Below are 18,760 nucleotides of genomic sequence, written 5' to 3' on the forward strand. Positions count from 1 at the left end.
TATAACATGTTGTATAGTAAATATATGCAAATAAGCCTTATAAAGGGCTATTGGTGATAGTTTTGTAGTAGTATTTGTGGGAAATTGATGTAGTCTCTTTTTAGGAAGAGATGTTAATTTAGAACAAATTACGATCAATTCTATACATATGCATTTAACGGCGTACAGGTTTTGTCTCAATGCAATGAATAGAATCAATTTAAAATAAACCGCCTTCCGAATATGAAAAATATCTATTCAGCATTACTTCTTCTGTTGGCATCCACATTCGTGCAAGCACAGGCTGATCGGGTGACCATCCTGGAAAATAGCAATGGCATGAAGTTAGTCGTCAATGACAAGGATTTCATGATCAACGGTATGAACTGGGATTATTTCCCTGTGGGAACCAACTTCTCCTACAGTCTATGGAATCAGCCGGATGACATTATTAAAGCGGCATTGGACCGGGAAATGTCGATGCTCAAAAACATGGGAGTTAATACAATCCGCCAATATACAGGTGTTCCAGCCAGGTGGATTCAGTATATCTATGAAAACTATGGCATTTATACGATGCTCAACCACTCCTTTGGACGCTATGGATTAACGATAGATGGTGTATGGATGGCCAATACAGAGTATTCAGATCCACGTGTCAGGGAATTACTGCTGGCGGAAGTAACCCAAATGGTAAATGACTATAAGGACACACCCGGCCTTTTGATGTATCTACTGGGCAATGAAAATAACTATGGCCTTTTCTGGGGAGGTGCGGAAACCGAAGATATTCCTATAGAGGACCGGAAATCCACTGAACGTGCCAGAGCAATGTACAAGTTGTTTAATGAGGCAACCCTGGCCATGAAAGGAATGGATACTTCCCATCCCATCGCGATGTGTAACGGGGATGTGCTTTTCATTGAAATTATAAAGGAAGAATGCCCTGATATCGACATTTACGGCACCAACATGTACCGTGGAATCTCATTTGGAGATGCCTTTCAGGTGGTGAAAGATCAATTGAACAAACCAATTATGTTTACTGAATTTGGCGCTGACGCTTTCAATGCCAAAGAAAATCAGGAAGATCAGGAATCGCAGGCGTATTATATGCTGGGTAACTGGAAAGAGATTTATGAAAATGCCTATGGATTAGGTAAGGTAGGCAATTCAATAGGCGGCTTCACATTTCAATTTAGTGATGGCTGGTGGAAATTCGGTCAAACCAAGAACCTCGATGTTCATGATAATAATGCATCATGGGTCGGCGGCGGCTACACAATTGACTTGGTTGAAGGTGAGAATAATATGAATGAGGAGTGGTTTGGTATATGTGCAAAAGGGCAAACGAGTCCGCGGGGATTATATGAATTATATCCCAGAGCTGCATATTACGCCTTGAAAGATGCACATACCTTTGATCCGTTCGCACAGGGTGTGACATTGGGCACGCTGGAAGATCATTTTTCCAGCATCCAGTTAATGGATGCCGTTCTCAGGGCCCGGGGTGATAAAGCCGCTATGATTGGAGAAAGGGGTAGTCTCGTTGGTATAAGTGAACTTCGTGCCGAATTCAGCACCTACAATACCGGCGGTAAACTCATTACAACGCCTGACCAACCCGATCCGAACAACCCTACCATTCCAAACCAATTAGGGTTCGATCATATGGAATCCTTTTTCGTTGGTGTTGAAGCCAATCCGGCTGCCAACGTGCATGCAAATGTTACTTTTAACATCCTCGGTAATGTGGCCCAAAACCCCATTAATGAGATCTTCTACGAAAACCGGGGAAGGCCGCTGGCAGTCACCACCCCTACCGGTAATGCTGTACTCGACGCACTCGGGCGACTTCAGGTTTACCAGGCTGAATACAGTTGGAATAACAAATATTTTAACCTGACCGGGTTCTACCGTACAGGGCATTACCACTGGGGATATGAAGGTGATTTCTTCGGACTCTATCCGGAAGCGAATTACGGTCCGAATATAGACATCTACAATGGACTGGCTCCGCAGGGACTGGAAATAGAAGGCAAGAAAATGTTGGAAGGCTTGAAAGTCGCCTACGGCCGCGAACTGTGGTGGGGAGCCAATCCTGCGGTTTTGCTCAAATACACACGGGAAGTCGGGAATTTCAACTTTTCAGGGATGTTTCATGAGGACCTTGAAGAGCCTGGGGTAGCTGTTAGTTCCATTGCTGTTCCGCAACCGAGAACACGACGGGCATCCCTGGCGGTAGAAACTTCTTTAGGTAAATTGAAAGTGCAAGCCGGAGGAATTTGGGGAGGTCAGCCGTTGGTTGGACGCGAATTCCAATTCACGCGAGGAAGTGACGGTGATTATGAAATCTTTGTAGATAAAATTCAATCATCAGATACCTGGGGCGGAAAAATTAAACTGTCCTATTCAGCTGGTAAAATTAACTGGTATGCACAGGCCGCTTCAATGGGATTGGTAGCCAACGGTGGCGGTGACTATACTCAAACGTTCACAGGATGGAGACTCAAGGACAGCGGCAGTGGAAACCAAAACAATTTCCTTACCGGATTTACCTACAGTGTGGGTAACTGGCAAATCGCACCAAATTTCCTCTGGCAAAAGCCTCTTGTTGACCCAATGCCAGGCGATGTTCAAAATCCCGGACGACTTAGAAATATTCTGGATGACCCGTTTGTGGTTAGAAACAACAGGGAAACAGTTGCTGGTGAATTACTTCTGACATTCGACCCAACACCAGGTACATGGATGTACGAATGGGACAATGACAGGGCAGAAGATTCCAGATTTGCCGCGAGTATAGGAGTAGTTTATCGACACTTGCCGACCTCCCAGGATGCGGCCGTTATTTTTCCCGGAACCGGCCGTGTGCCTGTTGCTGCCGACGGAGCGCCCCCGGCACTGGACTTATGGGAAGTGAATGCGAGAATTGTTTCAAAAATCAATCCCGAATTAGGAATTATCGCCAACCTCTATGGCGGTAACGGACAGGCAAACGGACCTGATACCCGAACCGTCGAGCGGTACGGAGGTGAAGTGCGGGTGATTTACAAAACAATGAAACTCACATCACACCTGAAATTTAACGATTGGGGTCCTTTCGATTATCACAGGGATTTCAACCTCACTTTCCCACTTCAGGTGATGGCTGATATATCAACTTCAATCGCCAAGCAGGATTGGTTCATATTACCGAGCACAACGCTTGGCTTACGATTTACATGGCGTTCATTAAATGAGTATTCTCCCCGCTACCTGCCGAATGCCACTGCAAATGAATTTGCAAATGCTCCTATAGTAAGCCCTGTGGGATTTCCTAATGGAAATGAATGGGAAATCAGGACATATGTTAATATAAATATTGGGAAATAAGTAGACAGACAATGAAGAAGTTAAAAATTCTAAAACCAGGCATTTGTATCCCCGTCTTATTCGTCGCTGCGATTTTTTCGGGCTGCGAACGAAACCCATCAGATGATGTGGATTTCGCTAAATTTCCGGATCGGCCTGAAGTATTTATAGATGGATTCAGCGGAGGCCTGGAATACCTTCCTTTTGACGGTTCCAAACCCGATGCTTTCACCGTTGACAATGAGACAGTCTATCAGGGTTCCGCTTCCATGCGATTTGATGTACCCAACGTCGGTGATCCTACAGGGTCATTTGCAGGGGCTATTTTCCCTGATTACGGCGGCCGAAACCTTACGGGCTATGACGCACTCACCTTCTGGGCAAGGGGCAGTAAAGCCGCCACGATCAATGAAATCGGCTTTGGAAATGATTTCGGAGAAAACAAGTTTCAGGTAACCATCAACAATCTGCAAATAAGTACAGGCTGGAAGAAATATACAATTCCCATTCCTGATCCATCTAAACTGACATTGCAGAAGGGTATGTTCTGGTATGCCGAAGGACCTGAAGATGGCCAGGGATATTCGTTCTGGATTGATGAGCTGAAATTTGAAAAACTTGGAACAGTCGCACAATCCCGCCCTGCCATTCTGAATGGAAACGACGAGTCCATTCAGGCCTTCATAGGTGTGAATTTCTCAATGCCTGGCCTGACACAAACCTTCAATCTCGGCAACGGTCTGAATCAAACTATTTCTCCTGCTCCCTCCTATTATACCTTCACATCAACAAATCCGGATGTGGCCAGGATTAATGAGATTGGACAGGTATCCATTTTAGGGGCAGGTGAGGCCGTCATCACGGCAATGTTGGGAAATGTACGGGCGGCAGGATCTCTTACCATTGAATCACTCGGAAATTTTGTATCTGCACCTACCCCAACACGCGACCCTGCAAATGTTATTTCCATATTCAGCGATGCCTATACCAATGTACCTGTCGACTTCTATAATGGTTTCTTCGCACCATTTCAGACCACCCTTGGCGGAGCAGACCTGAATATCGGTGGAGATAACATTATCCGTTACACGCAACTGAACTTTGTTGCAACTGAATTCAAGAACCCGACCGTAAATGCATCAGGCATGACACACCTGCACGTTGATATTCAGGTAGAAAACCCGATCGCAAGCGGGGACTTCATTACAATTGAGCTGGGAGATTTTGGCCCTGATGGAGAATTTGGTGGTGGTGATGACTCGAGTGGAAGAGTAACAATTTCTGCTGACGAATTATCGACCAGAACCTGGCTGAGTTTTGATATCCCACTGGCAGATTTTGGTCTTTCAAGCCGAAATAATCTGGCCCAGATATTCTTTATCACCGACGGAACAAACCCTGCCCTTCCGGGCAACATCACGGAAATTCTGGTCGACAACATGTATTTCTATAAATAATTATGATGATGAGTAAAAATACACCTGACAGATTAAGATCTCTTCGGTATTTATCAATCGGACTGATACTGATCATTTCAGTATTAACCGGATGTAATTCCGACGATACGCAAACCGTCGTTACCTATAAAAACCTCGTCCTCCAGGATGAATTCGATGTTGATGGCGCGCCCGACCCGTCCCTGTGGAGCTATGAAATTGGCACAGGTAACAATGGCTGGGGTAATAATGAATTACAGTATTACACTGATCGAACTGAAAACGTTGAAGTTCAGAACGGCATGTTGCTGATCACCGCACAAAAAGAGTCTTTTGAAGGCTCAGGATACACATCAGCGCGGTTGATTACCAAGGGCAAATTCGAGCAGACCTATGGCCGGTTTGAAGCGCGTATGCGACTGCCTTACGGTCAGGGCATGTGGCCGGCCTTCTGGATGCTGGGTGCAGACATAGACACCAATCCGTGGCCCGGAGCCGGCGAAATCGACATCATGGAATACCGTGGCCAGGCTCCAACTATTGTGTTAGGGAGTGTTCACGGACCGGGTTATTCTGCCGGTAATGCCATCACGAAAAGCTATGACCTTCAGAACGACCGTTTTGATACAGGGTTCCATATTTTCGGAATCGAATGGGGGCCGAAATTTGTGAATTTCTATGTGGATGATGTTCTGTACAATCAGATCACACCCGACGATGTACCCGGTGAATGGGTATTTAACAAGCCTTTTTACATACTTATAAATCTTGCCGTTGGCGGATCATTCGTTGGACCGCCCAATAGTGAAACTGTTTTCCCGCAAACCATGCTGGTTGATTACGTGCGGATATATCAATAAGAATTAGGAACTATACGAAATGACCATGAAATCTCTACTAAAAAACATCACCTTACTTGCCTTCCTGATCCTGGCGACTAATTTCTTCGGTTGCTCGGAAGATGACGAAGACAATCTTCCCAAGGTAATTGCAGGTTTTACGCAAAAGATCAACCAGGAATCCGGAACTGTCACATTTTTCAATACTTCAGAAAATGCTGACCAATACCTCTGGGATTTTGGAAATGATGAAACATCCACAGAAATCAATCCGATACGTACATTTTCAAACGGAACCTACACGGTAACGCTTACAGCAATAAATTTTGCAGGTGCATCCGATACCTTTGAGGACACCTTTACCATCGCGGTTCCTGAAACAGCTGCCCTGCCCATCACCTTCGATAACAGTGGTGTCAACTATGATCCAACTGTTTTCGGTGGAACTTCCTTTGAGGTAGTGAGCAATCCTGACCAGTCGGGATCAAACGATAAGGAAACCAATGTAGGGGCCATAACGAACAACGGCGAAGAATTTGAAGGGTTGTTTTTCGATCTTGGAAGATCTATCGATCTCACCACCGACAAGAGAATATCCATGAATTTCTGGTCGGAAGCTCCTATATCTGTCCTTATGAAACTTGAGGAAGGAACAGCAGCAGCCATCGAAACCACTGCAAATCACGGAGGATCCGGTTGGGAAAAAATCTCATTTGACTTCACATCCATTGCAGAATATAACCGCCTCACCATCTTCGTAGACGGCCCGGGCACTACCGCGGGAACATTCTACATAGACGACATCATCCAGGAATCAGCTTCTTCCGGCGGACCTGTATTGCCTACATCTCCAGCTCCTACCCCTTCACAGCCCGAATCGGATGTGATCTCGGTTTACAGTGACGCTTATACAGATGTTCCGGTTGAAGGATTTAATTTCTACGGTGCTGCAGCCTTTGAAGAAGTTGATATTGCTGGTAATAAAGCATTGAAATACACCTTCGTGGAAGGCGACGGAGGAAACTTCCAGGTTATTGAGCTGGGTGGTGCTAATCAGATTGATGCGGCAGCCGCAGGAATGACCAACTTCCGTTTCGATATTTGGTTTCCCAATGAGGTTGACGAAACATCGGCAATGCTCATGAAACTGGTAAACTTCGGCACATCAACTTCAGAAGGTCTCATTAACGTGAATCCTTCATCATCCCCGGCAATCGCCCAGGGATCATGGTTATCGTTTGACATCCCTTTCAGTGAGTTAGAATCGAATGGCCTTACAGAAAGCAGCAACATTCAGCAAATCGTGGTGGATCTGCTTACTTCGGGTGAAGTTTACATAGACAATATCTACTTCTACAAAACAGCAGGCAGCGGAGGCCCCATACCTCCTACCTCTCCGGCGCCAACACCTACAGATGCTCCGGAGAACGTGATATCCATTTACAGCGATGCGTACACCGATGTTGCCAGAGAGGGATTTAATTTTTACGGAAACGCGGCATTTGAAGAGGTGAGTATTTCGGGTAACGGAGCGTTGAAGTATACATTCGTTGAAACGGACGGCGGCAATTTCCAGGTAATGGAACTTGGAGGTGCGAATCAAATAGATGCTGCCGGAGCAGGAATGACAAACTTCCGCTTTGACCTTTGGTTCCCGAACGAACTGGATGAGAATTCGGCATTCCTGATGAAACTGGTTGACTTCGGCGCCACAACTTCTGAAGCACTGATCAACATCAATGCTTCATCAAGCCCGGCAATTGCCCAGGGCACATGGCTCCAGTTTGATCTTCCGTTTACTGAACTGGAAAGCAACGGTCTCGCCGGAAGCAGTAATATTCAGCAGGTAGTTGTCGACCTTATCAATTCAGGCGAAGTGTATATCGACAACATCTATTTCTATAAGCCTGCCGGTAGTAGTGGACCGGTGCCTCCGACTTCACCGGCACCTACCCCTACCCAATCTGCGGCTAATGTAATCTCAATTTACAGCGACGCATATACTGACGTAGCCAGAGAAGGCTTTAATTTTTACGGAAACGCAACATTTGAAGAGGTGAGTATTTCCGGAAACGGCGCATTGAAATATACTTTCGCTGAAGTGGATGGCGGTAACTTCCAGGTAATTGAACTTGGAGGCGCCAACCAGATTGATGCTGCAGCAGCAGGTATGACCAACTTCCGGTTTGATCTCTGGTTCCCTAATGATGTGGATGCAAATTCGGCATTCCTGATGAAACTGGTGGATTTTGGAGCCGTTACATCTGAAGCGTTGATCAATGTAAACGCTTCATCAAGCCCGGCAATCAAAAAGGGCCAGTGGCTACAGTTCGATATTCCGTTCTCGGTACTCCAAAGCAACGGACTTGCCGCAAGCAGCAATATCCAGCAACTGGTTATCGATCTTGTAAATTCAGGAGAGGTTTACATCGACAATATCTTCTTCTACAAAGAGGAGTCAATGCCATCCGGAAGCATCATTAACCTGACTTTCGATGATGCTGCATCCATTACCAACTGGATGCGCCTCGCCGATGCCAATAGCGACGAAGCAAGTATAGAGTGGGTTGCAGACGGCGGTGTACAGGGAGGAGCAATGAGGCTGTCGGGTCTTAATCCAACAGACGCAGCCGGAAAAGCATATATCTTCCAGCTCGATTTAACGGACCTGAACTATGACGGGGCGTCGAACGTCCGGCTGACGTTTGATATGAAACTTGGGGCTCCCCTTGTTGCAGCCGTTGTTCACCTCCAAACCAACATCCCTGGCGTTGGCGTGACAAACAACTATGAAATTCATGCACAGGGTCTGAATGAATCTATTTACACAAGCCTGACATTCGATTTTTCGGGTGTAGACGCAGCGGGTTCTACAATGATGATACATTTCAATATCGCAAGCGGAGCTGTTGTAGGTGCCGGTGGAGTTGTTCTGGTGGATAATATCAAACTGGTTAAGAACTAAACCAAAATTATGATATATTGGCCGTCGGTTTTTTTGTCGACGGCCAATATTGGTTTTTGAAACCTGGGTGGATAGCTCACAGCCGTCAGGCACGTTCAATCAGAAATGGACCCTTTTAAAACTACCAGGAAACTAACACCATATTAATGACAGAGACTACATTCAGGAACGTTGAATTAAAGGAAGCACAATTTGAAAATGAAACGTATTATTTCATTTCAAATTCAGACAGGATGCGGCCATTTTTCATGAGTATCGTAAGTGATTCAAATCACTGGATGTTCATTGGAAGCAATGGAGGAATAAGCGCAGGCAGGAAAAATTCAGATTATGCTCTCTTCCCTTATTATACGGATGATAAGATCATCGAGTCCGCAGAAATAACCGGAAGCAAGTCGATATTTAATGTCACTAAAAACGGAAAAAATCATATCTGGGAGCCATTCTCAATCCGATTTGCACATCTCTATTCCACCACCCGCAATCTCTACAAGAATGTTCATGGCAACAAAATTCTATTCGAAGAGATCAATCATGACCTCGGTCTTGCCTATCGGTATCAATGGAACTCCAGTGATATCTATGGTTTTGTGAAGAAAGTTCAACTCACCAATAACACAAATGACCCGGTTGAAGTAAAGGTTTTGGACGGTATCCAGAATATTATGCCCAGCGGTGTTGGGGCTGCAGTGCAAAATTCAAGCAGTAACCTCGTTGATGCCTACAAGCGCAATGAACTCATCGGGGAGGGCGGTATTGGTATTTTTGCCCTCAGCTCAATCATTGTAGATAAAGCTGAGCCAAGTGAAGCGCTGAAAGCCAATATCGCCTGGTCAGCAGGAATGGATAATCCTTCATACCTGCTTTCTTCATTACAGCTCGATTCATTTCGGAAAGGCCTTCCCATTCACCAGGAAAAGGATGTAAAGGCTGAGAAGGGTGCATATTTTGTGTTCAGTGAAATGACACTTAACGGCGGATCACAAAAAGACTGGATGATTGTGGCCAACGTGAACCTGTCTATTTCAGCTATTGTGGCTCTTTCAGAAGAAATAAAAAAGGGAGGTGATCTGGCAGAGAAAATTCAAAACGATATCGACAAGGGCACCAGGAGGCTGCTTGAGTTAAATGCTGCTGCAGATGCATTACAACTCTCAGAAGATAAATTCAGGAACACCCGGCACTATTCGAATACACTATTCAATATCATGCGCGGTGGCATTTTTGATCAGAATTATCTGATTGAAAAGAATGATTTGTACCGTTACCTGGCGAATGCCAACAAGGAAGTGGCCAAACAGGGTAAAACCATGCTCGACAATCTTCCGGAAGTATTTTCTCTTGATTCCTTGACTGAACTCGTTTCAAGGACAGATAGCACTACTCTGAAACGACTATGCCTGGAATATCTGCCACTCAAGTTCAGTCGGCGCCATGGAGACCCTAGTCGTCCGTGGAACCAGTTTTCCATCAATACAACGGATGAAAATGACGGGTCGAAAATACTGGACTATGAGGGCAACTGGCGCGATATTTTCCAGAACTGGGAAGCATTGGCCTACTCCTACCCTGAGTTCAGTGAGGGAATGATTTTCCGCTTCCTGAACGCATCCACTTTCGACGGTTACAATCCTTACCGCATTACCAAGAATGGCATTGACTGGGAACGCATCGAGGAAGATGATCCATGGTCGTATATCGGCTACTGGGGTGACCACCAGATCATTTATCTACTCAAATTCCTTGAATTTACAGAGGCCCACTATCCCGGTAAACTTAGCAGCTACTTCAACCAGGACCTGTTTGTCTATGCCAATGTTCCATATAAGATTAAGAGTTATCCTCAACTCTTAGCCAACCCAAAAGACACCATTGATTTCGATCATAAGAAGGATGAGGCTATCCTGAGCAGAATATCAAAAATTGGTGCGGATGGTGCACTTTTAAGTGATAAAAATGGTGACATCTACCAGGTTAATTTCATCGAAAAAATACTTGCCACCGTGCTGGCAAAAATGTCTAATTTCATTCCCGATGGCGGAATCTGGATGAATACGCAGCGACCGGAGTGGAATGACGCGAATAACGCCCTCGTTGGAAACGGTGTTTCAATGGTCACCCTCTACTACTTAATTCGCTTTTTAAAATTCTTCAACAACCTTCTGGAGAATACCGATGTCGAAAAAGTTCATGTTTCGGCTGAAGTGAATTCGCTCCTGGAACAAATGCATCAGGTTCTGAGTGAACATAGAAGCATTCTTTCTACATCTGTCTCTGATAAAGACCGTAAAAAAGTATTGGATGGCCTGGGTTCTGCTGCAAGCAGCTTCAGGGAGAAGGTATATTCAGAATCCTTCGATGGCAGGAAATCCGAGCTGGATCTTAGGCAGCTGAAAGACTTTAATGACCTTAGCCTGCAATATTTGATCAGGTCACTCCAGTCAAACAAGCGGGCCGACAAACTATATCATGCTTATAATTTGATGTCCGTTAACGGTTCGGATGAGGTTTCGATCTCATATCTGAGTGAAATGCTGGAAGGCCAGGTCTCGGTGCTAAGCAGCGGCCTCCTTTCCGCGGAAGAAACAGCTGATTTGCTGGATGCTATGAAGTCAAGTAAGTTATACCGGGAGGATCAAAACAGTTACCTTCTGTACCCGGAAAAAACTCTTCCGGGATTTATGGAAAAGAATAATATTCCTGCAGCGGCCGTTGCAGAATCTCCTCTCCTGAAGAAACTTGTAGAGGATGGAAACAGGCACATCATTGAAAAGGACATACAAGGAACATTCCACTTCAATGGCAATTTCAGGAATGCCGCAGATCTGGAAAAATCATTGAACAGCCTGAGCGACGGAAAGTACGGTGATTTGGCTAAATCAGATAAGGCAAAAGTCCTGCAAATATTTGAAGCGGTTTTTAATCACAAAGCATTTACGGGCAGATCGGGCACCTTCTACGGATACGAAGGCCTTGGTTCCATTTACTGGCATATGGTTTCAAAGCTATTGCTCGCGGTACAGGAATGTTGCCTTGCCGCCATTCACGGAAATGAAAACAAAGATGTGATTGACAGACTCATTACACATTATTATGAGATTCTTGACGGCATTGGAGTCCATAAATCGCCCGAGCTTTATGGAGCATTTCCTACTGATCCCTATTCGCATACACCAAAAGGTAAGGGTGCTCAACAGCCTGGAATGACCGGACAGGTTAAGGAAGATATCCTCTGCCGGATCGGAGAGCTGGGAATCGAGGTAGATCATGGGAAATTGCGCTTTAACCCGCGTATTCTAAAGAAAGAAGAGTTCCTTTCCCAAAGTGCTGATTTTGAATATATCGATATAAATCAGAATTGGAATAAGCATGCGGTGGAAAAGGGATGCCTTTGTTTTACATATTGCCAGGTGCCTGTAATCTATAAACTTTCAAGTACTGAAGGGATCCGGCTGAATTTAAATGATGGCTCAACCCGTGAGGTTTCTGGGTTGGCACTTGACCAGCAAGTGAGCAAAGATATATTTGAAAGAAACGGAATGATAGCAAGTATTACCGTAGAAATAAGTCCAGACAGGTTACTCTGTTGAAATGATGTAAATGAGAACAACATGGGTAACTCCGATAAAAAAGAACTATTATGAAACTGATTATAAATTTAATAATCGCAGGAGCGTTCTTTATTGTTGCGTGTAATCCAAAAAAAGGCGAAACCGATCAAGTGAAAGAGACTAAAACCAACGAAGTGACTGCAAAAGATATATTGGGAAATCCCGACTACCAGGCGATTTCCTTTGGAGGATACCGGGAGAAATCCAGGGAGATCCAGCCTACTGTGGGACAATTGAAGGAAGATATGCTGATCTTGTCGGCAATGGGAATAAAAATCCTTCGGACATACAATGTCCAGCTTCCCCACGCCTCCAATGTATTGAAGGCGATCAGTGAATTGAAGAAAGAGGATCCCGGTTTTGAGATGTACGTCATGCTGGGAGCATGGATCGACTGCAAAAATGCATGGACAGATCAGGCGCCGGATCATAATGTGGAAAGCGAGCAGAATGAGGGTGAAATCGCCCGTGCTGTTGCGCTTGCGAATCAGTACCCCGACATCGTAAAGATACTGGCTGTTGGAAATGAGGCGATGGTGAAATGGGCGGAAAGCTATTATGTACAACCCGGCGTTATCCTGAAATGGGTTCGTCATCTTCAGAAGCTGAAAGCTGAAGGGAAATTACCTGAAAGCCTCTGGATCACATGTTCTGATGATTTTGCCTCCTGGGGTGGCGGTGACCCGCTTTACCACACCAAAGATCTGGAAGACCTGATCAGAGAGGTCGATTATATTTCAATGCATACCTATCCATATCACAACTCTCATTATAACCCGGAATTCTGGTTTGTTCCCGAAGAAGAAGTGGATCTCTCTGACCGTGAAAAGATTGATGCTGCGATGATGCGCGCACTGAAGTTTGCTCAGAAACAGTATGATTCGGTTTCAACGTATGTCAGGAGTCTGGGTGTCAATAAACCAATCCATATCGGCGAGACAGGTTGGGCAACCACTTCAAACGGTCATTACGGTCCGCACGGTTCTAAAGCAACGGATGAATATAAACAGGGGCTGTATTACAAACACATGCGTGAATGGACCAATAGTGCAGGGATTTCATGTTTCTATTTCGAAGCCTTTGACGAACAATGGAAAGATGCCGGAAATCCCAAGGGTTCGGAAAACCATTTCGGCCTGTTTACGCTGGACGGCCATGCTAAATATCCGTTGTGGAATTTGGTGGATAAGGGAGTTTTCGGTGAGTTGACAAGGGGCGGAAACCGAATTTCAAACACTTATAATGGTGACAGCACTGCATTGTTTGCCGATGTAATGGTGCCACCCTCCCATCCGGAAGTTGAAATGAATAAATGAAATTGATCACAAAATATATTCCCGTCCTGTTATCTATCCTCATGATGGGAGGATGTAAAACCGATATGAAAGCGCCTGCGATTGAAGTATATGAGACCTCTGCCGATGGCCATAAGCTTACCCGGCTCACCTCCTTTGATGAAGAAAGCAATAGATCGGTTATCAAACTGATCCCCGAAGATGAATATCAGACCATTACCGGTTTCGGCGGATCATTTACAGAGGCATCGGCTTACGTACTCAATCAGCTGAGTCCTCAAAACAGGGACACTGTACTCGAAGCATACTTCGGAGATTCCGGCGCCAGATATTCCCTCACGCGGACGCACATGAACTCCAGTGACTTTTCGCTGGGCAATTACTCCTACGCACCAATGGAAAATGACATGGAACTGACCCATTTTTCGTTGGATGAGGATAAGGATGACATCATTCCGATGATCAGGGATGCGATGAAGAAATCGACGGAAGGCTTCAAAATCATTGCCTCGCCCTGGACTGCCCCTCCATGGATGAAAGACAATAAGAACTGGGTTGGAGGAAGACTTCTGCCGGAATACAATGATGTCTGGGCTTTGTTTTTCGCAAAATATGCAGACTCTATGAAGTCGGAGGGAATTGATATCTGGGCGTTTACTGTCGAAAACGAGCCACTGGGAAATGGCAACAACTGGGAAAGTATGCATTTTACACCCGGGGAGATGACACTCTTCGTTCAAAATCACCTCGGTCCGATTCTGGAAAGAGAAGGAAAGGCAGACATTAAGATTTTGGGTTACGACCAAAACCGTGAGCACCTTCGGGAATGGGTAGACGACATGTACCGCAATGAGCAAAGCTCCAAATATTTCAGCGGTACGGCCATCCACTGGTATGCGAGCACTTTCGAGGTATTCCCGGATGAATTGCGCTACGCCCACGAAAAGGCTCCTGATAAACACCTGATACAGACAGAGGCCTGCATCGATGCTGAAGTTCCCAAATGGAAGGATGATGCCTGGTACTGGTCGAAGGAAGCCACCGACTGGGGTTGGGACTGGGCGCCGGAGGAAGACAAGCACCTTCATCCAAAGTATGTACCAACATATCGTTATGCTCGTGACATCATTGGTTGCCTCAATAACTGGGTGGACGGATGGGTTGACTGGAATATGGTGTTGAACACCCAGGGCGGTCCAAACTGGTTTAAGAACTGGTGCGTTGCTCCGGTAATTGCAGATACAGAAAATGATGAAGTGTACTTCACACCACTCTACTATGTGATGAGCCATTTCAGCCGGTTTATCAGACCGGGAGCGAAAAGAATTGGATTTGAATCGGAAGATAAGGAGATGATGGTAACAGCAGCGAAGAATCCAGACGGTTCCATTGTGGCAGTGGTTTTCAATCCAACAACAGAGAAGAAGAATTTTTCATTGAATATCGGTGAAGAATCATCATTAATTTCTATTAACCAACAAGCCATTCAAACCATCATAATAGCACCTTAACCCCCGACAATATGACTAAATCAACCCAAACAAGCGTCGCACAGGTACCCTTTGGTCTTAAGGTTGCCTTTGGTATTGGTATGCTTGCCAACCAAATGTTTCCGGCCGCATTGAGCATCTTCATGGTTGTTCTGGTTCAGGACCTGGGTTTCCCGGGATGGATGTGGGGCGTCCTGTTTTTTCTGCCCCGGGTATTTGATGCCTTTAGTGATCCGATTATGGGATTTATTTCCGATAACACTAAATCAACATGGGGCAGACGAAGACAATACGTGTTTCTGGGAGCCCTGGTCATGGGTATTTCCTTTATTATCATGTGGCAATTGTACAGGGTTAACGGTGTAACCTATAATTTTACATTCTTCCTGATCTGGTCATTCATATTCTACCTCGGGTTAACCATATTCAGTGTTCCGTACGTGGCCATGGGGTATGAAATGAGTACCGATTTCCATGAACGAACCGATATAATGGCTGTCGCCCAGTGGATCGGTCAGTGGGCATGGGTTATTGCACCCTGGTTCTGGGTTGTAATGTACGACCCCGACTGGTTTGAATCTGCCGATGTGGCCACACGAACGCTTGCGATCTGGGTTGGCGTGATCTGTATGATATTTGCTATGGTGCCCGCCATATTTATTAAGAGCAGATCAACGCTGAATGAAAATTATTCGCCTCTCACCTTGAAGCATATCGGCACAGGTCTGAAGGAAATTTTAAATGGATTTGTCGAATCATTTAAAATAAAGCCTTTCAGAAAACTGTGCATTGCCACATTCTTCATCTTCAACGCGTTCAATACGATTGCAGCATTCTCCTTCTTTATAGTTGTTTATTATCTTTTCAACGGTGATGCAGCAGCAGCAGGAGTCTGGCCTACCCTTTTCGGAAGTATCGGCGCGCTGGTCACAACTTTTGCTGTGATACCTGTAGTGGCGCGCATGTCGAAGAAGACAGGAAAGAAAAAAGCTTTCCTCATCTCGCAGGGTATCTCCATTATCGGATACATTATGCTTTGGTTTCTATTTATACCTGGCAAACCATACATGTTCATTTTCGCGTTGCCATTTTTCTCCTTCGGCATAGGCAGTTTGTTTGTTCTGATGATGTCAATGACAGCCGATGTGATAGATCTCGATGAACTCACCTCCGGAAAACGACGCGAGGGTATATTCGGGGCAATTTACTGGTGGATGGTGAAGTTCGGCTTTGCCATTGCCGGACTGTTAAGCGGTGCAATCCTATCCGTTGTTGGATTTGATCCGGATGCCGCATCTCAAACTGAAGGAGCTATTATAGGACTCAGAGCATTCTATTCTGGCGTTCCCATACTAGGTACATTGGTTGCAATGATTGTCATGTGGAATTATGATGTAACTGAAGATCGAGCTCATGAAATTCGCGCAGAACTTGACAAACGTAAAGAAGGTCCGGAAGAGAAACCCCTCACATATTATCAAGCGGAAAAGCTGCTGTCTCTTGTAAGGCTCGATATCAAAAATGGCCTTGAGACGGATATGGATTTTGCTGCGATGAACCATCTGGAAATCAAACAGCACTATGCTGAATCCTTAAGAAGGGGTATGCACGGATTGTGTTTCAGTCCGTATGAAGAGGGCCAGGATATCGGCGATATTTTAACAGAATCCCAAATCCGTCGACGTATGGGTGTGATTACTCCATATACCAAATGGGTGCGTTCCTTCTCCTGTACAGAAGGTAATGAATTCATTCCGAAGGTCGCCCGTGAAAGGGGTTTGAAGACCATGGTAGGAGCCTGGATCAGCAAGGATAAGGCACAAAATGAAAAAGAGATCAATTCACTAATTGAACTGGCAAAGTCGGGAGTGGTGGATATCGCTGCAGTTGGGAACGAAGTTTTGCTTCGCGGTGAATTAAGCAAGGATGAATTAATCCATTACATTAAGCGTGTGAAAGAGGCTTTGCCAAATATCCAGGTCGGATGTGTGGATACCTATTATCAATTCTACGAACATCCGGACCTGGCTGATGCCTGTGATGTTCTGCTTGCCAACTGTTATCCTTTCTGGGAAGATTGCGACATTGACAAGGCCACTGTCTACCTCGATCAAATGTATCAGGTTGTGAACAAGGTTTCAAAGGGAAAACCTGTTATTATTGCAGAAACCGGATGGCCGGGAGGTGGTGAAGATCACAAAAGCGCCAAACCATCCCCTGAAAATGCGATGAAATATTTCGTCAATGTGAATAACTGGCGACAAAAACAAAACATCGAAGTATTCTACTTCTCCTCATTCGATGAATCCTGGAAAGTTCACCATGAAGGTGACGTAGGCCAGCGATGGGGAATTTGGGACAAAAATGAAAAATTAAAATACAGTTAACGATGTCAAAACGTTCAGAGCGATTCTTATCTCTTTCGGCTGTAAAGCTATCAACTGCGAACCGTCAGGAATTAATTGAATTGTATAAAAAAACCCTTGAACAGGGAATGCATGGATTGTGCTTCAGTCCGTACACGGAAGGGCAACAACCTGGAGATCAGCTTTCAGAAAGTCAGATTCGTCACAGGATGGAAATCATAAAGCCCTACACCAAATGGGTACGGTCGTTTTCCTGTACCGACGGAAATGAACTCATTCCCAAAATAGCAAAGGAATACGGGATTAAAACCCTGGTGGGTGCCTGGCTTGGCGATGACCCGGAGATCAATAACCGGGAAATTGAAAATTTAATCAAGGTAGCAAGAGAAGGCTATGTCGATATCGCTGCCGTAGGTAACGAGGTAATGTACCGCGGTGATCTGACTGAAGAGGAATTGCTTCAATTTATACACCGGGTGAAAGAAGCGCTCCCGGATGTTCAGGTTGGCTATGTGGACGCATACTACGAATTTGCCGACAGGCCTAAAATCACGGATGCTTGTGACGTCCTTTTGGCCAACTGCTATCCGTTCTGGGAAGGATGCCACAGCGATTACTCCCTTCTGTACATGAAGGAAATGTACAACATGGCGGTGAACGCGGGCAAAGGAAAAAAGGTGATCATCACCGAAACCGGGTGGCCGAGCCAGGGAACCAGTCTGAACGGGGCAGATCCTTCAGAAGAGAATTTCATGAGTTACTTCATCAATACCCAGCAATGGTCCAAAGAAGACGATATTGAGATCTTCTATTTTTCATCCTTTGATGAATCCTGGAAAGTAGGTGCAGAAGGTGACGTTGGTGCATACTGGGGTATCTGGGATAAGGATGAAAATCCCAAATTTCATTGAATATCAGAAAATCGTATCCGGTAGTTTCTTGTGCCGGATACATTTCACGATCTATAGAACAGAAAGGATCTTATCTATGGGTGTCTCACCAATAAATTCATTCTGAAGCTTCCCGTCTCCCGAATATACATACACCGACGGCGTGGGTATCGATCCGTAGTGGGCAACAATATGCTCGGGCAGCGCAAATCCAAAATGGAAATTGGTCAGGCCATTCAATTTGTATTCAATGGCAAATTGCTGGTTCTCATAATTGGAAGAGCTTGATACAAAGTATACCTGGTAGTCATTGAAACTTTCCAGGTTTTTCTGAATCTGAACTGCTTCCCGCTGACAATGATCACACCCTGGCTGATACAGGACAACCATGCTCTTCCCCTCTAATTCATCCATTTGCATTGTGGAGCCATCGATAAGCTTCACCGGGATTGAAGGAAGATCATTGGGTTCCTGGCTACAGGCTTGTAGAAAAATGACTAAACACAGGTACTTAAAATATTTCATGACGGAAATA

The 18,760-nt window shown here is 45.2% G+C and carries 10 protein-coding genes; 9 read left to right on the plus strand and 1 reads right to left on the minus strand.

Translation table 11 applies throughout. The features are described from left to right. Positions 1-222: 222 nt before the first annotated feature. The 9 genes from LDX50_RS13200 (at position 223) to LDX50_RS13240 (ending at position 18,246) form a co-directional block, all read left to right on the plus strand. Positions 223-3,354, plus strand: a complete 3,132-nt coding sequence (locus LDX50_RS13200) for a glycoside hydrolase family 2 TIM barrel-domain containing protein (RefSeq protein ID WP_225697767.1) — start codon at positions 223-225, stop codon at positions 3,352-3,354. A gap of 11 nt (positions 3,355-3,365) precedes the next feature. Next, a complete protein-coding gene (locus tag LDX50_RS13205) occupies positions 3,366-4,790 on the plus strand; it encodes a hypothetical protein (RefSeq protein ID WP_225697768.1) in 1,425 nt (474 codons plus the stop codon). A 2-nt stretch (positions 4,791-4,792) separates the two neighbouring features. Then, entirely contained in the window at positions 4,793-5,629 is an 837-nt protein-coding gene (locus LDX50_RS13210; protein WP_225697769.1) for a glycoside hydrolase family 16 protein, read from the plus strand. Between the two features lie 25 nt (positions 5,630-5,654). Further along, positions 5,655-8,573, plus strand: a complete 2,919-nt coding sequence (locus LDX50_RS13215; protein WP_225697770.1) for a PKD domain-containing protein — start codon at positions 5,655-5,657, stop codon at positions 8,571-8,573. A gap of 146 nt (positions 8,574-8,719) precedes the next feature. Next, complete coding sequence (locus LDX50_RS13220; protein ID WP_225697771.1) at positions 8,720-12,163, plus strand: hypothetical protein; 3,444 nt, start codon at positions 8,720-8,722, stop codon at positions 12,161-12,163. A 50-nt stretch (positions 12,164-12,213) separates the two neighbouring features. After that, positions 12,214-13,500, plus strand: coding sequence for a glycosyl hydrolase family 17 protein (locus LDX50_RS13225; protein WP_225697772.1), 1,287 nt, complete (start codon positions 12,214-12,216; stop codon positions 13,498-13,500). After that, positions 13,497-14,990: a glycoside hydrolase family 30 protein gene (locus tag LDX50_RS13230; RefSeq protein WP_225697773.1), complete on the plus strand. Its 1,494-nt coding sequence runs from the start codon at positions 13,497-13,499 to the stop codon at positions 14,988-14,990. Before LDX50_RS13225 ends, LDX50_RS13230 begins: the two co-directional genes overlap by 4 nt. A gap of 11 nt (positions 14,991-15,001) precedes the next feature. Continuing rightward, on the plus strand, positions 15,002-17,356 hold the full coding sequence (locus tag LDX50_RS13235) for an MFS transporter (protein WP_225697774.1): 2,355 nt from the start codon (positions 15,002-15,004) through the stop codon (positions 17,354-17,356). Positions 17,357-17,358: 2 nt separating this feature from the next. After that, entirely contained in the window at positions 17,359-18,246 is an 888-nt protein-coding gene (locus LDX50_RS13240) for a glycoside hydrolase family 17 protein (RefSeq protein WP_225697775.1), read from the plus strand. Between the two features lie 51 nt (positions 18,247-18,297). Here LDX50_RS13240 and LDX50_RS13245 read toward each other — a convergent pair whose 3' ends face one another. Beyond that, entirely contained in the window at positions 18,298-18,750 is a 453-nt protein-coding gene (locus LDX50_RS13245) for a peroxiredoxin family protein (protein ID WP_225697776.1), read from the minus strand. Between the last annotated feature and the right edge of the window lie 10 nt (positions 18,751-18,760).

This window comes from Fulvivirga sedimenti, from assembly GCF_020328055.1.

What these genes read in the sequence shown, in the direction of transcription:
- LDX50_RS13200 (WP_225697767.1), top strand. Translation starts at nt 223, where the DNA reads ATGAAAAATATCTATTCAGCATTACTTCTTCTGTTGGCATCCACATTC.
- LDX50_RS13205 (WP_225697768.1), top strand. Translation starts at nt 3,366, where the DNA reads ATGAAGAAGTTAAAAATTCTAAAACCAGGCATTTGTATCCCCGTCTTA.
- LDX50_RS13210 (WP_225697769.1), top strand. Translation starts at nt 4,793, where the DNA reads ATGATGATGAGTAAAAATACACCTGACAGATTAAGATCTCTTCGGTAT.
- LDX50_RS13215 (WP_225697770.1), top strand. Translation starts at nt 5,655, where the DNA reads ATGAAATCTCTACTAAAAAACATCACCTTACTTGCCTTCCTGATCCTG.
- LDX50_RS13220 (WP_225697771.1), top strand. Translation starts at nt 8,720, where the DNA reads ATGACAGAGACTACATTCAGGAACGTTGAATTAAAGGAAGCACAATTT.
- LDX50_RS13225 (WP_225697772.1), top strand. Translation starts at nt 12,214, where the DNA reads ATGAAACTGATTATAAATTTAATAATCGCAGGAGCGTTCTTTATTGTT.
- LDX50_RS13230 (WP_225697773.1), top strand. Translation starts at nt 13,497, where the DNA reads ATGAAATTGATCACAAAATATATTCCCGTCCTGTTATCTATCCTCATG.
- LDX50_RS13235 (WP_225697774.1), top strand. Translation starts at nt 15,002, where the DNA reads ATGACTAAATCAACCCAAACAAGCGTCGCACAGGTACCCTTTGGTCTT.
- LDX50_RS13240 (WP_225697775.1), top strand. Translation starts at nt 17,359, where the DNA reads ATGTCAAAACGTTCAGAGCGATTCTTATCTCTTTCGGCTGTAAAGCTA.
- LDX50_RS13245 (WP_225697776.1), bottom strand. Translation starts at nt 18,750, where the DNA reads ATGAAATATTTTAAGTACCTGTGTTTAGTCATTTTTCTACAAGCCTGT.